The sequence below is a fragment of the Pseudomonas sp. RIT623 genome (assembly GCF_004519305.1).
Lineage (GTDB): Bacteria > Pseudomonadota > Gammaproteobacteria > Pseudomonadales > Pseudomonadaceae > Aquipseudomonas.
On the sequence record NZ_SOZA01000052.1, the window covers coordinates 1 to 14,591 of the forward strand.

A 14,591-nucleotide genomic window follows, 5' to 3' on the forward strand; every position below is an offset into this window, starting at 1 on the left:
AGCAACACATCTGCATCTGGGCAATCAGATAAACTGCCTCCATGTCTGATTTTTCTCTCCCCCTAGCCCCCCTGCAACGCCTCGACCTATCTTGGTTACGCCACGCGGGAATCGAAGCCGCGGTCCTGCGCCTGGACCTGATCGACCCGCTGATCAGCGGCAACAAATGGTTCAAGCTGCGTCATCACCTCCTCGAAGCCCAGAAGGCCAATGCTCCAGGCCTGATCAGCCTGGGCGGCAACTATTCCAACCATCTCCACGCCCTGGCGGCCGCCGGCAAGCGTTTCGGCTTCGCTACCGCCGGGCTGTTGCGTGGCCACCCTCAGGAAACACCGACGGTACAGGACCTGCGAGCCCTGGGTATGGAGCTGCACTGGCTCGGTTTCGGCGGCTACCGCAACCGCCATGAGCCCGGCTTCTGGGAGCCCTGGCAGGCCCGCTACCCGGGCTGGCACTGCATCCCCGAAGGCGGTGGCGGCCCAGCTGGCGCGCAGGGCTGCGGGTTGATCGTCAGGCAATGCCGGGCGCAATTGGCAACGCTGGGCTGGATTGACTACGACGCCTGGTGGGTGGCGGCAGGCACCGGCACGACCTTGGCCGGTATGGTGCTGGAAGAGGCGGGCAGGCATAGGGTCCATGGCGCTCTGGCCGTGCCCTTGGGCCATGGTGTACCGGAAACCGTCGCGGCGCTGGTGGGTGTGCACGGCTACCAGTTGCATGACGCCAGCCGTGGCGGCTTTGCCCGTATCGATGACGCGCTGCTGGCGTTCATCGCCGACACCGAACGGCAAACCGGCATGCCGCTTGAGGCGCTCTATACCGGCAAGGCCCTTTTGGCCCTGCGCGATCAGGTCGAGGCCGGGCATTTCGCTTCCGGCACCCGCCTGGTGTTCCTGCACAGCGGAGGCTTGCAGGGGCGACGCGGTTACTTGTAGGGCAGCATGCGCAGCAGCGTGTTGTCGCGCCGCACATAGTGGTGATAGAGCCCGGCCAGCGCGTGCAGGCCGATCAGCCAGTAGCCCCAGCTGCCGATACGTTCATGCCAGCCCTTGATGAACTTGCTCAGGTCCGGGTCGGGGGCGACGATCGCCGGTAGCTCCAGGCCATAGAACGGGATCGGCTTGTCGGCGGCACTGAGTATTGCCCAACCGGCCAGCGGCAGGCCGATCATCATCAGGTACAGCAGCAGGTGTACCAGGTGCGACAGCCCCGTCTGCCAGGCCGGTGGCCTGGGCACGATCGGCGGAGTGGGGCGCGACAGGCGCATGGCCAGGCGCAGCCAGACCAGCACGAACACCGTCAGCCCAAGCATGAAGTGCAGGTCTTTCATCAGGTCGCGTTCAGCGCTGCCCTTGGGGAACAGGCCGCGCAGTTCGATGCAGGCGTAGACGGCGGCCAACAGCACCAGCATCAGCCAGTGCAGGGCGATCGACAGACGCGCGTAATGGGTCGCGGGGGTGGATGAAACCATGGTGGGTCCTCGTCATCAGGTTGCACGGGCGCTCTTCTCGGCGCCTGACCTTCACTCTAATCGCTGGCGTGGAAATTTGTTTGCTTCAGATCTATCAAACATCACCGACACAGCAAGCTGGGTGATGGCTTTTAGCCTGCACCTGATGACAATCGCACAAGGATCCTGTGTCAATGAAACACTTCATCAGTACCCCTCGGGTCGCGCTGTTCGGCGCCCTGTCACTGCTGCTCGCCGGCTGCGAGCAAGTCCCGGCGGTCAAGACGCCGCCGATTGCCGCCCTGACCATTCCGCTTTGCGTGAACGACGAATGTGCCGTGCTGGACCAGAACGGCGCGTTCCGGATTGCCCCAGGCAGTGAATTCACTCAGCTCTACACTCAACCCTTCACCGATGCCTTCATCTTCGGACGCGGCGACTATTGGCACCTGGCCAGCGGTGACGGCAAGCGGGTGATTCGCGCCGACCTCACCGATTCGCTCTACACCTTGACTCCCGGCCTGTTCGGCTATGTTCGCGATGGCAAGGTCGGGGTAATGGACGAGCAGGGCAAGGAAGTCCAGCCGCCGATCTTCGACACTGTCTATGTCGGTGGCGACAACGACTTCATCGTTTACGAGATCGACGAGTTGCGTGGCATCCTCACGCCCCAGGGCGAGAAGGTCAGCGAGGCGGTGTTCGACTCGATGTATGTGCGCGAAGATTTCGCCAAGCGCGGCAACTGGGTACTGGCCGAGCGCCAGGGTGAGAACTGGGGGTACAACCTGCAGACCAAGGTGTTGCGCAAGCTCGATTTCGACACCATTGTCAGCGCCGCCGACGGTCACCTGGTCGTCTCCCGGGAGGGAACTGCCGGCAAGGGGCTGGCGGATGCCGAAGGCAACCTGGTGATCCCACTTGGCCAGGGTTGGCTGGGCACGCCGGGCAGTGGTCTGGTGGCCTTCCGCGATGACTACGAGAAGCCGTGCGGCTACCTCGACTACCAGGGCAAGGTGGTGATCGAGGCGAAGTATCAGAACTGCGAGACCTTCGGCAAGGTTGGCGGCATGGTGCAGTTGCCGCGTACCGATGAAGACCGGGGCAAGGCCGGGATGATCGGGCATGACGGCAAATGGCTGATCGAGCCCGAGTACGATTCGATCGGCGACGCTGGCATGGGTTTGCTCGGCATGAGTGGCCATCGCCCCGGTTTCAACCATATCGGCAAGCTGCAGAACATGTTCCTGGCAACCTACGGAACCATCGACCTGGACCAGGGGAAGGTCGTGTTCCAGCCCACCTACAAGCAGATCGGCGTGGTCGCGCCCAAGCGCTATGCCTTCACCGAGCTGAAATCGCCGAAGAAGACGGTGGTGTTCCTGGGCATGCCGAGCGAAACCGACACCGTGGGCCTGATGGACGAGCTGGGCAAGGTGTTGGTCAAGCCTGAACAGTTCGTATCGTTCAAGCTGCTGGCTGATGGCCGCCACCTGCTGGCTGCCGAAGGCAGCAGGTCGGACACCGCGCGCGCGCTGTACGACCTCGACGGCAAGCTGCTGGTGCCCGCCAAGTGGCAGGACCTGGTGGTCGACGAGGCGCGTGGCGCGATCTTCGCCTATCGAGTCGAGGGCAATGGCGACGACGCCGTGCGTACGCTGCGCGCCCTGTATCGCCTGGATGGCAGCGTGGTGTTCGATACCAACCGCCTGCCTTGCGGCGCGGAACAGGTGGTCGACGGCAAGGGCCAGGTGCTGTGGCCGAAGGATGCCCAGGCGCATTGCCCGGCGCCTGAGCCTGTGGCCGAGGCGTCCTGAGGCCCGGTCTTCTGTCGCCGGTGAACCGGCGACAGTCTGCTTCAGCGTGGGGGGAGGTCCGGCCAGGTGTCGGCCACCAGAAACATCCGTTCGACCTCTTCCCATGTGCCGTCCGCCTGTTCCTCCACCCGGCTCAGCAGGTGTGCGTGGGTATCGGGCTCCAGCCCTTTGCGCCAGGCGTCGAAGCGCGCTGCGCTCCAGCAGGCCTGTGCTTCAAACCGCGCCGGCGCCAGCCAAGCGTGGCGGGGCAGGGGCTGCCAGCAGCCGTTTTCGACCTCGCTCCATTGCGATTGACGTAGCCAGCGTCCGCGCAGGTGCCGGGGGTTGGCCCCCTCTGGCGAGCGGGTCTGTCCTGACCGTGGGTAGAACAGGTAGCCGCCAAGCCACAGGTGGGCCTGCACTCGATCCAGGCCCAGCCCGGCCAGCACCGAGCGGCTGCGCGCTCCGCTCGACATGGGCAACTGGTGCTGCGCCAGGTGCGCCAGCTTGCGCCCCAGCCGGTCATGGCAACCGGGGCCGAGCCAGAGGTCCGGGTCGCCGCTGTCACCGCGTGGGGGGCCCAGGTAGAGCTTGATGGCCAGTTCCAGATGATGATCGCCCTCTCGGTCGCGCAGCAGAATGTCCAGTTCGCCCAGAGTATGCCCGCCGTCGCGGATCGCCAGGTTGGCCGCTAACAGTTCGATGCCCGGTGCCTGGTGCAGGGCAAACTGCCACAGGCTTTCGTAGTACAGGCCGAGCCGCCGGCTGTTAAGGCGTGCCAGCCAGGCCAACAGCGGCCCGGGGGCCTGGTCGAGGTGGACGAGCCAGCGGCCCAGGGCCTGCGGGTCGTCGGCCCAGGCGCTGCCCTTGAGCGGGTGGCGCTGGGCGCAGGCGGCGTCCTCCAGCAGCGGCGGTGACAGCAGCGTCCAGGCCAGGTCGCGCACCGCGGGGTGGCGAAGCTGGCGGGGCAGGAGTTCGAGGTCGGCGAAGGGCATCATCCTGCGAGCATAGCCGGTTTGCCGCTGGCCAGTCCTTTCGCCCATAATCGCGCCATTGTCACCCGCCGCAGAGCTTTGCAGGAGCACCATGGAGCAATTTCGCAATATCGGTATCATCGGCCGCCTTGGCAGCTCCCAGGTGCTCGACACCATTCGCCGACTGAAAAAATTCCTCCTCGAGCGCCACCTGCACGTGATCCTCGAGGATGCCATCGCCGAAGTGCTGCCTGGCCACGGCCTGCAGACCTCCACGCGCAAGCTGCTGGGTGAAGTCTGCGACCTGGTCATCGTCGTTGGTGGCGACGGCAGCCTGCTCGGTGCCGCCCGCGCCCTGGCCCGACACAATGTGCCGGTGCTGGGCATCAACCGTGGCAACCTGGGTTTTCTCACCGATATCCGACCCGACGAACTCGAGGAGAAAGTCGCCGAGGTACTCGACGGCCATTACCTGGTGGAAAACCGCTTCCTGCTGCAGGCCGAGGTGCGCCGCCATCACGAGGCCATAGGCCAGGGCGACGCGCTCAACGACGTGGTGCTGCACCCTGGCAAGTCGACGCGGATGATCGAGTTCGAGATCTACATCGACGGCCAGTTCGTCTGCAGCCAGAAGGCCGACGGCCTGATCGTCGCCACGCCCACCGGCTCCACGGCCTATGCGCTGTCCGCCGGCGGCCCGATCATGCACCCCAAGCTCGACGCCATCGTCATCGTGCCGATGTACCCGCACACCCTGTCGGGCCGGCCGATCGTGGTGGATGGCAATAGCGAGCTGAAGATCGTCGTGTCCAAGGACCTGCAGATCTACCCGCAGGTGTCCTGCGACGGCCAGAACCACTTCACCTGTGCCCCCGGCGACACCATCACGGTGAGCAAGAAGCCGCAGAAGCTGCGCCTGATCCATCCGCTGGACCACAACTACTATGAGGTCTGCCGCACCAAGCTCGGCTGGGGCAGCCGCCTGGGAGGCAGGGACGACTGATGTTCGATCCGGCGCGCAGTTTCGACATCATCGGCGACGTGCACGGTTGCGCACTGACCCTCGAACGCCTGCTCGACACCCTCGGCTACAAGCGGGTCGGTGGGGTCTGGCGCCACCCACGGCGCCAGGCGCTGTTCCTCGGCGACATCGTCGACCGCGGCCCGCGCATTCGCGAGGCGCTGCACATCGTCCATGACATGGTCGAGGCCGGCCAGGCCTTCTGCATCATGGGCAACCACGAGTACAACGCCCTGGCCTGGGTCACCCCGGCGCTGCCAGGTAGCGGCAAGGCCTATGTGCGCGAGCACACCCCGCGCCATGCGCGGCTGATCGACGAGACCCTCACCCAGTTCGCCCAGCACCCCGGCGACTGGCACGACTTCATCCAGTGGTTCTACACCTTGCCGCTGTTCGTCGACGCCGGGCGTTTCCGCCTGGTGCACGCCTGCTGGGACCCGCAGCTGATCGCGCCGCTGCGTCAGCAATACCCCGGTGGTTGTATCGACGAGCACTTCGTGCAGGCCTCGGCGGTGCCCGGCAGTTTCGCTTCGACCGTGTGCAACCGCTTGCTGCGTGGCACCGACATGCGCCTGCCGGATGGCCTGACCCTGACCGGTGGCGATGGCCTGACCCGCGCCTTCTTCCGCACCAAGTTCTGGGAAGAAGACCCGCAGACCTACGGCGATATCGTCTTCCAGCCCGACGCGCTGCCCGACGAAGTAGCCCGCACGCCGCTCAGTCACAGCCAGAAGAACGCCCTGCTGCGCTATGCCGAGGACGAACCGCTGCTGTTCGTCGGTCATTACTGGCGCAGCGGCCGGCCGGCGCCGATCCGCGCCAACCTGGCCTGCCTGGACTACAGCGCGGTGCTCTACGGCAAGCTGGCGGCCTATCGGCTGGACGACGAAACCCGCATCGACCCGCACAAGTTCGTCTGGGTCGATGTCGAACGCCCGCAGGCCAGCCAGTGAACGTGATCGAAGTGCTACGCCTGCCGTTGAGTGTCGATCTTGGCGGCTTCGTCGCCCTGCTGCGCCGTCTGCAGGTGCCGCATCGGGTCGTGGAGGAGGGCGAGGAGCAGGTGCTCTGGGCACCGCCGGCAATGGCCCATGAAGTACTGGAACTTTATCGGCGCTTCCCTGAGGGCAATGCCGACCTAGCAGCGATGCCCGAGCCTGTGGACGCCGGCATGCCGACCGCCCCGGCGGCGCCTTCGCTGAAGGAGCAGGCCCTGGCCTGCAAGGTCACCGCCGCGGTACTGATCCTGAGCCTGGTGGTCGCCGGGGTGACCGGCCTGGGTGACAACCTCTCGACCATTGGCTGGTTCACCTTCCTGTCGTTCAAGGTGCAGGGCGACTACCTGTACTTCACCCCCTTGCTCCAGGGCCTCGCCGAAGGCCAGTGGTGGCGCCTGGTGTCACCGATGCTGCTGCACTTCGGCGTGCTGCACCTGGCCATGAACGGCCTGTGGTATTGGGAGCTGGGCAAGCGTATCGAGCTGCGCCAGGGGCCGTGGATGTTGCTGGGGCTGACGCTGTTGTTCAGCCTGGTGTCCAACCTGGCCCAGCATTTCACCAGCGGGCCGAGCCTGTTCGGCGGCCTGTCCGGCGTGCTCTACGGCTTGCTCGGGCATGTCTGGCTGTACCAATGGTTGGCGCCTAACCCGCAGTTCAATCTGCCCAAAGGCGTGCTGGTGATGATGCTGATCTGGCTGGTGATCTGCCTGAGTGGCTTGGTCGGTCAGCTCGGCTTCGGCCAGATCGCCAACGCCGCCCATGTCGGTGGGTTGCTCATCGGATGCCTGACGGGGCTCTTGGGTGGCGCGCTGGCGAGGCGTAAACTGACCGCCTGACTGAGGAGACAGCATGTCCACGTTCGCGCAAATGATCGAAAACATCACCCCCGAGATCTACCAGAGCCTGAAGACGGCCGTGGAAATCGGCAAATGGTCCGACGGCCGCAAACTGACCGCCGAACAGAAAGAGCTGTCGCTGCAGGCGGTGATCGCCTGGGAGATCAAGAACCTCCCCGAAGAGCAGCGCACCGGCTACATGGGCCCGCAGGAATGCGCCTCGAAGTCGGCGCCGATCGCCAACATTCTGTTCAAGTCGGACTCGGTACATTGATCGAACTCGCTCGTGGCTCTTTGAGCAAGATGGCGGTGCGCCTGGACGCACCGGTCGTTCAATACAGTTTCCGCCTGGATGACACCGAGGTGCCAGTCAATCCGCTGATCGGCCAGTCGATCCGCCTGGAGTACCTCGGCGCGATCCATTGCAGCCATTGCGGCAAGCGCACCAAGACCAGCTTCAGCCAGGGTTACTGCTACCCGTGCATGACCAAGCTGGCCCAGTGCGACGTGTGCATCATGGCTCCGGAACGCTGCCACTACGACGCCGGCACCTGCCGCGAGCCGTCGTGGGGCGAGCAGTTCTGCATGACCGACCACGTGGTGTACCTGGCCAACTCGTCGGGCATCAAGGTCGGCATCACCCGCGCCACCCAGTTGCCCACCCGCTGGCTCGACCAGGGCGCCAGCCAGGCGCTGCCGATCATGCGCGTGGCCACCCGCCAGCAATCCGGGCTGGTCGAAGACGTACTGCGCAGCCAGGTGCCGGACCGCACCAACTGGCGCGCGCTGCTCAAGGGCGACGCCGAGGTGCTCGACCTGCCGGCCATCCGCGAGCAGATCTTCGACGCCTGCGCCGACGGCATCCGCGTCTTGCAGGAGCGCTTCGGCCTGCAGGCCATCCAGCCGCTGCCCGACGCCGAGGTGGTGCAGATGCGCTACCCGGTCGAGGCCTACCCGAAAAAGATCGTCAGCTTCAACCTCGACAAGGACCCGGTCGTGGAAGGCACGCTGCTTGGCATCAAGGGCCAGTACCTGATCTTCGACACCGGCGTGATCAACATTCGCAAGTACACGGCCTACCAGCTGGCCGTGCTCCAGTAAAAGGATCGTCACCATGCGTACCGAACAACCGCAAGTGATCTACCTCAAGGACTATCAGGCCCCCGAGTACCTGATCGACGAGACCCACCTGACCTTCGAACTGTTCGAGGACCACAGCCTGGTCCATGCGCAGCTGGTCATGCGCCGCAACCCCGAGCGCGGCGCCGGCCTGCCGCCGCTGGTGCTCGATGGCCAACAGTTGGAACTATTGCGGGTATCGCTGGACGATGCCGAACTGCAGGCAGGCGACTACCAGCTCAGCGACGACAGCCTGACCGTGCAGCCCAAGGCCGAGCGCTTCACCCTGGACACCAGCGTGAAGATCCACCCAGAGAGCAACACCGCGCTGGAAGGCCTGTACAAGTCTGGCAAGATGTTCTGCACCCAGTGCGAGGCCGAGGGTTTCCGCAAGATCACCTACTACCTCGACCGCCCGGATGTGATGAGCACCTTCACCACCACGGTGATTGCCGAGCAGCACCGCTACCCGGTGCTGCTGTCCAACGGCAACCCGGTCGGCAGCGGCCCGGCCGAGGATGGCCGCCACTGGGCGACCTGGGAAGACCCGTTCAAGAAGCCTGCCTACTTGTTCGCGCTGGTGGCCGGTGATCTCTGGTGCAAGGAAGACACGTTCGTTCGCCAGTCAGGCCGCGATGTGACCCTGCGCATCTATGTCGAGCCGGAAAACCTCGACAAGTGCGACCACGCCATGGTCAGCCTGAAGAAGTCCATGCGCTGGGACGAGGAAGTCTACGGCCGTGAATATGACCTGGACATCTTCATGATCGTCGCGGTCAACGACTTCAACATGGGCGCCATGGAAAACAAGGGCCTGAACATCTTCAACTCGAGCTGCGTGCTGGCCCGCGCCGAGACCGCCACCGACGCTGCCCACCAGCGGGTCGAGGGCGTGGTGGCCCACGAGTATTTCCACAACTGGTCGGGCAACCGCGTGACCTGCCGCGACTGGTTCCAGCTGTCGCTCAAGGAAGGCTTCACGGTGTTCCGCGATGCCGAGTTCAGCGCCGACATGAACTCGCGCACGGTCAAGCGCATCGAGGATGTCGCCTACCTGCGCACCCATCAGTTCGCCGAAGACGCCGGCCCCATGGCCCACCCGATCCGCCCGGACAGCTTCATCGAGATCTCCAACTTCTACACCCTGACGGTGTACGAGAAGGGCGCCGAGGTGGTCGGCATGGTCCACACCCTGCTGGGCGCCGAGGGCTTCCGCAAGGGTAGCGACCTGTACTTCGAGCGCCATGATGGCCAGGCGGTTACCACCGACGACTTCATCAAGGCCATGGAAGACGCCAACGGCGTCGACCTGACCCAGTTCAAGCGCTGGTACAGCCAGGCCGGCACCCCGCGCCTGGAGGTTAGCGAGGCCTATGACGCTGCCGCGCAGCGCTACAGCCTGACCTTCCGCCAGAGCTGCCCGCCGACACCGGGGCAGGTTGAGAAACTGCCGTTCGTGATCCCGGTGGCGCTGGGCCTGCTGGATGCCCAAGGAAACGACCTGCCGTTGCGCCTGGCCGGCGAAAGCGCCGCCACTGGCACCAGCCGCGTGCTGTCGGTGACCGAAGCCGAGCAGACCTTCACCTTCGAAGGTATTGCCAGCCAGCCGCTGCCGTCGCTGCTGCGCGGCTTCAGCGCACCGGTCAAGCTGGGCTTCCCCTACGACCGCGACCAGCTGATGTTCCTCATGCAACACGACAGCGACGGCTTCAACCGCTGGGAAGCGGGGCAGCAGTTGGCCGTGCAGGTGCTCCAGGAGTTGATCGGCCAGCACCAGCGTGGCGAAGCACTGTCCCTCGACCAGCGCCTGATCACCGCACTGGGCACTGTGCTCGGCAACGCGTCGCTGGACCCGGCCATGGTCGCCGAGATGCTCTCGCTGCCGGGCGAGGCCTATCTCACCGAAATCAGCCAGGTGGCCGACGTCGATGCGATTCACGCCGCCCGTGAGTTCGCCCGCCAGCAGATCGCCGAGCAGTTGTTCGATGCCTTGTGGGCGCGTTACCAGGCCAACCGCGACGTGTCGCGCAACACCGCCTACGTGGCCTCGGCCGAGCACTTCGCCCGTCGCAGCCTGCAGAACATCGCCCTGTCGTACCTGATGCTGAGCGGCAAGCCGCAGGTGCTCAAGGCGACCCTGGAGCAGTACGAGCACTGCGACAACATGACCGAGCGTCTCACGGCGCTGGCGGTGCTGGTCAACTCGCCGTTCGAGGCCGAGCGCGCCAAGGCCCTGGACGCCTTCGCCGTGCACTTCAAGGACAACCCGCTGGTCATGGACCAGTGGTTCAGCGTGCAGGCGGCCAGCACCCTGCCGGGCGGCCTGGCGCGGGTCAAGGCATTGATGCAGCACCCGGCCTTCACCCTGAAGAACCCGAACAAGGTGCGCGCGCTGATCGGTGGTTTCGCCGGGCAGAACCTGGTCAACTTCCATGCCGCTGACGGTTCGGGGTATCGCTTCCTGGCGGACCTGGTGATCGAGCTCAATGCGCTCAACCCGCAGATCGCTTCGCGCCAACTGGCGCCGCTGACCCGCTGGCGCAAGTATGACGACCAGCGTCAGGCGCTGATGAAGGGCGAGCTGGAGCGGATCCTCGCTTCCGGTGCGCTGTCCAGCGATGTGTACGAGGTGGTGAGCAAGAGCCTGGTGTAAGCCTGGTCGACATTGGGGCTGCTGCGCAGCCCTTTCGCGGCACAAGGCCGCTCCTCCAGGGGATCGCGATCTTCTGTAGGAGCGGCCTTGTGCCGCGAAAGGGCCGCAAGGCGGCCCCGGCTTTTTGTGGTTAACAAAACATAACGTCCCGCTCGTTGTGTTCTGTCGGACAATCCCGATAGCATGGCCAGAAGCTATTCCAGGCCTCTGGAACAGGGGTTTCGGCAGTACCTGGCAATAGATTGACCCACCACAAGAACACAACAGGGGGCAGTCATGAGAGAGCGGATTACGCCACGTCGCCGGCTGGCGGCAGGCGCGATGCTGGCATTGGTGCTGGGCATTGGCGCTGGCAGCGTCGAGGCGGCGGTGGCCGCCGACGACTATTCGGTGGAATCGGCCAAGGCCAGCCAGAGCCTGTTGATCGGCGCCACCCACGCCGGCCAGCGCCTGGTGGTGGTTGGCGATCGCGGCCATATCCTGTTCTCCGACGACCAGGGCAAGACCTGGACCCAGGCCCGGGTGCCCACCCGGCAACTGCTTACGGCAGTGTTCTTCCTCGACGACAAGCGCGGCTGGGCGGTCGGCCATGACGCTCAGATCCTCGCCAGCAACGACGGCGGCGCGACCTGGAGCAAGCAGTTCGAAGACCTGTCCCGCGAAGCGCCTTTGCTCGACGTGCGTTTCGTCGATGCTCAACATGGCTTTGCCGTCGGCGCCTATGGCGCGCTGCTGGAGACCACTGATGGCGGTCAGCACTGGCAGGACGTCGGCGAGCGCCTGGACAACCCCGACCAGCTCCACCTCAACGCCATCACCACGGTGAAGGACGCCGGCCTGTTCATCGTCGGCGAGCAGGGCAGCATGTTCCGCTCCAGCGATGCCGGTCAGAGCTGGACGGCGGTGCAAGGCCCCTACGAGGGCTCGCTGTTCGGTGTGATCGGCACCGCTCAGCCCAACACCCTGTTGGCCTACGGCCTGCGCGGCAACCTGTTCCGCTCCACCGATTTTGGCGATAGCTGGCAGCCGATCGAACTCAAGGCCGAGCGCGGCCCGCTCGAATTCGGCCTGGCAAACGCTACGCTTCTCGAGGACGGTAGCCTGGTGCTGGTCGGCAATGGCGGCAGCGTGCTGCGCAGCCATGACGACGGCCAGACCTTCAGCGTGCGCAATCGCGGCGACCGCATCGCCCTGGCCGGGGTCAGCGGCCTTGCCGGCGGCGGCCTGCTGCTGGTGGGGCAGGGCGGCGTGCACCTGGCCTCGGCCGACGGTGTAGAGGAGGTGCGTCCATGACCAGCCGGGAGAGTTTCGACATGCAGCACAAGGACAAGGCCACCCTGCTGGAACGCCTGATCTTCAACAATCGTCCGGCGGTTATCGCCATCTGCCTGCTGGTCAGCGTGTTCCTGTTCTGGCAGGCCACGCAGATCCGCCCGTCCACCAGTTTCGAAAAGATGATCCCGCTGCAGCACCCGTTCATCGAGCAGATGATGGAGCACCGCAACGACCTGGCCAACCTCGGCAACACCGTGCGCGTGTCGGTGGAGGCGGTCAATGGCGACATCTTCGACAAGGACTATATGGAGACCCTGCGCCAGATCCATGACGAGGTGTTCTACATCCCTGGTGTCGATCGCGCGGGCCTTAAATCGCTATGGAGCCCCAGTGTGCGCTGGAGCGAAGTCACCGAGGAAGGTTTCTCCGGCGGCGAGGTGATCCCCAACACCTACAACGGCTCCCAGGACAGCCTCGACACGCTGCGCGACAACGTGCTCAAGTCTGGCCAGGTCGGGCGCCTGGTGGCCAACAACTTCAAGTCGAGCATCATCGACATCCCGCTGCTGGAAAGCCACCCCGACCCGCAGGACCCGGGCAAGCAGGTCAAGCTCGACTACCAGCAGTTCTCGCATCAGCTCGAGGAGAAGATCCGCGACAAGTTCCAGGCGCAGAACCCCAACGTGAAGATCCACATCGTCGGTTTCGCCAAGAAGGTCGGCGACCTGATCGACGGCCTGGTGATGGTGGCGTTGTTCTTCGGCGTGGCGCTGCTGATCACCTGGGCGCTGCTGTACTGGTTCACCTGGTGCATCCGCAGCACCATCGCCGTGCTGATCACCACCCTGGTCGCGGTGGTCTGGCAGTTGGGGCTGATGCATGCGGTGGGCTTCGGTCTGGACCCATACTCGATGCTGGTACCCTTCCTGATCTTCGCCATCGGCATCTCCCACGGGGTGCAGAAGATCAACGGCATCGCCTTGCAGTCCAGCGACGCCGACAACGCCCTGACCGCCGCGCGCCGTACCTTCCGCCAGCTGTTCCTGCCGGGGATGATCGCCATCCTTGCCGACGCGGTGGGTTTCATCACCCTGCTGATCATCGACATCGGCGTAATCCGCGAGCTGGCCATCGGCGCTTCGATCGGCGTGGCGGTGATCGTCTTCACCAACCTGATCCTGCTGCCGGTGGCGATCAGCTACGTCGGCATCAGCCAGAAGGCCATCGCCCGCAGCAAGAAGGACGCCACCTGTGAACACCCGTTCTGGCGCCTGCTGTCCAATTTCGCCAGCGCCAAGGTGGCGCCGGTGTCGGTGGTGCTGGCGCTGCTGGCCTTCGCCGGCGGCCTCTGGTACAGCCAGAACCTGAAGATCGGCGATCTCGACCAGGGCGCCCCGGAGCTGCGCCCGGACTCGCGCTACAACCAGGACAACAGCTTCATCATCAGCAACTACTCGACCAGTTCCGATGTGCTGGTGATCATGGTCAAGACCCCGGCCGAGAGCTGCTCGATCCACTCGACCATGGCCCCGATCGACGAGTTGATGTGGACCATGGACAACACTCCAGGGGTGCAGTCGACCATCTCCCTGGTGACCGTGTCCAAGCAGGTCATCAAGGGCATGAACGAGGGCAGCCTGAAGTGGGAAACGCTGTCGCGCAACCCGGACATCCTCAACAACTCCATCGCCCGTGCCGACGGCCTGTACAACGCCGACTGCTCGCTGGCGCCGGTGCTGGTGTTCCTCAACGATCACAAGGCCGAAACCCTGGAACGGGTCACCGCCGCGGCCAAGGCCTTCGCCGACAGTCACAACAAGGATGGCTTGCAGTTCCTCCTGGCGGCCGGTAACGCTGGTATCGAAGCGGCCACCAACGAGGTGATCAAATCGGCCGAGCTGACCATCCTCATCCTCGTCTACATCTGCGTGGCGGTGATGTGCATGATCACCTTCCGCTCGTTTGCCGCGACCCTGTGCATCGTCCTGCCGCTGGTACTGACCTCGGTGCTGGGCAACGCGCTGATGGCGTTCATGGGGATCGGCGTCAAGGTCGCCACGCTGCCGGTGGTGGCGCTGGGCGTGGGCATCGGCGTGGACTACGGCATCTACATCTACAGCCGCCTGGAAAGCTTCCTGCGTGCCGGCCTGCCATTGCAGGAGGCCTACTACGAAACCCTGCGCTCCACTGGCAAGGCGGTGCTGTTCACCGGCCTGTGCCTGGCCATCGGCGTGTGCACCTGGATCTTCTCTGCGATCAAGTTCCAGGCCGACATGGGCCTGATGCTGACCTTCATGTTGCTGTGGAACATGTTCGGCGCGCTGTGGCTGTTGCCGGCGCTGGCGCGCTTCCTGATCAAACCAGAGAAATTGGCGGGCAAGGAGGGGGGGTCGATCTTCGCCCATTGAGTGACGTCAAGATCGCGGGTCTAGCCCGCTCCCACGATGTGCTTGGCGTGGGAGCGGGCTAGAC

12 protein-coding genes are annotated in these 14,591 nt (G+C 64.7%); 10 read left to right on the forward strand and 2 right to left on the reverse strand.

Annotated elements, in window-relative coordinates; genetic code table 11:
• Positions 1-41 precede the first annotated feature (41 nt).
• Positions 42-935: a 1-aminocyclopropane-1-carboxylate deaminase/D-cysteine desulfhydrase gene (locus tag E3U47_RS23215; RefSeq protein ID WP_134693917.1), complete on the forward strand. Its 894-nt coding sequence runs from the start codon at positions 42-44 to the stop codon at positions 933-935.
• On the opposite strand, the gene E3U47_RS23220 is transcribed toward E3U47_RS23215, so the two are convergent.
• Positions 926-1,471, reverse strand: a complete 546-nt coding sequence (locus E3U47_RS23220; protein ID WP_134693918.1) for a cytochrome b — start codon at positions 1,469-1,471, stop codon at positions 926-928. The genes E3U47_RS23215 and E3U47_RS23220 overlap by 10 nt on opposite strands.
• A gap of 173 nt (positions 1,472-1,644) precedes the next feature.
• On the opposite strand from E3U47_RS23220, the gene E3U47_RS23225 reads away from it, so the two are divergent.
• Positions 1,645-3,264, forward strand: coding sequence for a WG repeat-containing protein (locus E3U47_RS23225; RefSeq protein WP_134693919.1), 1,620 nt, complete (start codon positions 1,645-1,647; stop codon positions 3,262-3,264).
• A 41-nt stretch (positions 3,265-3,305) separates the two neighbouring features.
• Here E3U47_RS23225 and E3U47_RS23230 read toward each other — a convergent pair whose 3' ends face one another.
• Positions 3,306-4,286 (reverse strand): DUF1853 family protein, encoded by a 981-nt coding sequence (locus E3U47_RS23230; protein ID WP_177414269.1) that lies wholly within the window; start codon positions 4,284-4,286, stop codon positions 3,306-3,308.
• A 43-nt stretch (positions 4,287-4,329) separates the two neighbouring features.
• Between E3U47_RS23230 and E3U47_RS23235 the strand changes: the two genes are divergently transcribed.
• The 8 genes from E3U47_RS23235 to E3U47_RS23270 all read left to right on the forward strand — a co-directional run bounded on the left by E3U47_RS23235 (position 4,330) and on the right by E3U47_RS23270 (position 14,527).
• On the forward strand, positions 4,330-5,220 hold the full coding sequence (locus E3U47_RS23235; RefSeq protein WP_134693921.1) for an NAD(+) kinase: 891 nt from the start codon (positions 4,330-4,332) through the stop codon (positions 5,218-5,220).
• A complete protein-coding gene (locus tag E3U47_RS23240) occupies positions 5,220-6,191 on the forward strand; it encodes a metallophosphoesterase (RefSeq protein WP_134693922.1) in 972 nt (323 codons plus the stop codon). Before E3U47_RS23235 ends, E3U47_RS23240 begins: the two co-directional genes overlap by 1 nt.
• Complete coding sequence (locus tag E3U47_RS23245; protein WP_134693923.1) at positions 6,188-7,072, forward strand: rhomboid family intramembrane serine protease; 885 nt, start codon at positions 6,188-6,190, stop codon at positions 7,070-7,072. Before E3U47_RS23240 ends, E3U47_RS23245 begins: the two co-directional genes overlap by 4 nt.
• 13 nt (positions 7,073-7,085) lie before the next feature.
• Positions 7,086-7,346: a YeaC family protein gene (locus tag E3U47_RS23250; RefSeq protein ID WP_134693924.1), complete on the forward strand. Its 261-nt coding sequence runs from the start codon at positions 7,086-7,088 to the stop codon at positions 7,344-7,346.
• Entirely contained in the window at positions 7,343-8,173 is an 831-nt protein-coding gene (locus E3U47_RS23255; RefSeq protein WP_134693925.1) for a DUF2797 domain-containing protein, read from the forward strand. Before E3U47_RS23250 ends, E3U47_RS23255 begins: the two co-directional genes overlap by 4 nt.
• Positions 8,174-8,186: 13 nt before the next feature.
• Positions 8,187-10,844, forward strand: a complete 2,658-nt coding sequence (pepN, locus tag E3U47_RS23260) for an aminopeptidase N (protein ID WP_134693926.1) — start codon at positions 8,187-8,189, stop codon at positions 10,842-10,844.
• Between the two features lie 276 nt (positions 10,845-11,120).
• Positions 11,121-12,137 carry a YCF48-related protein gene (locus E3U47_RS23265; RefSeq protein ID WP_134693927.1) on the forward strand — a complete coding sequence of 339 codons (1,017 nt, stop codon included), beginning with the start codon at positions 11,121-11,123 and terminating at the stop codon, positions 12,135-12,137.
• A complete protein-coding gene (locus E3U47_RS23270) occupies positions 12,134-14,527 on the forward strand; it encodes an RND family transporter (RefSeq protein WP_134693928.1) in 2,394 nt (797 codons plus the stop codon). The genes E3U47_RS23265 and E3U47_RS23270 overlap by 4 nt, the downstream gene beginning before the upstream one ends.
• The last annotated feature ends 64 nt before the right edge of the window (positions 14,528-14,591 follow it).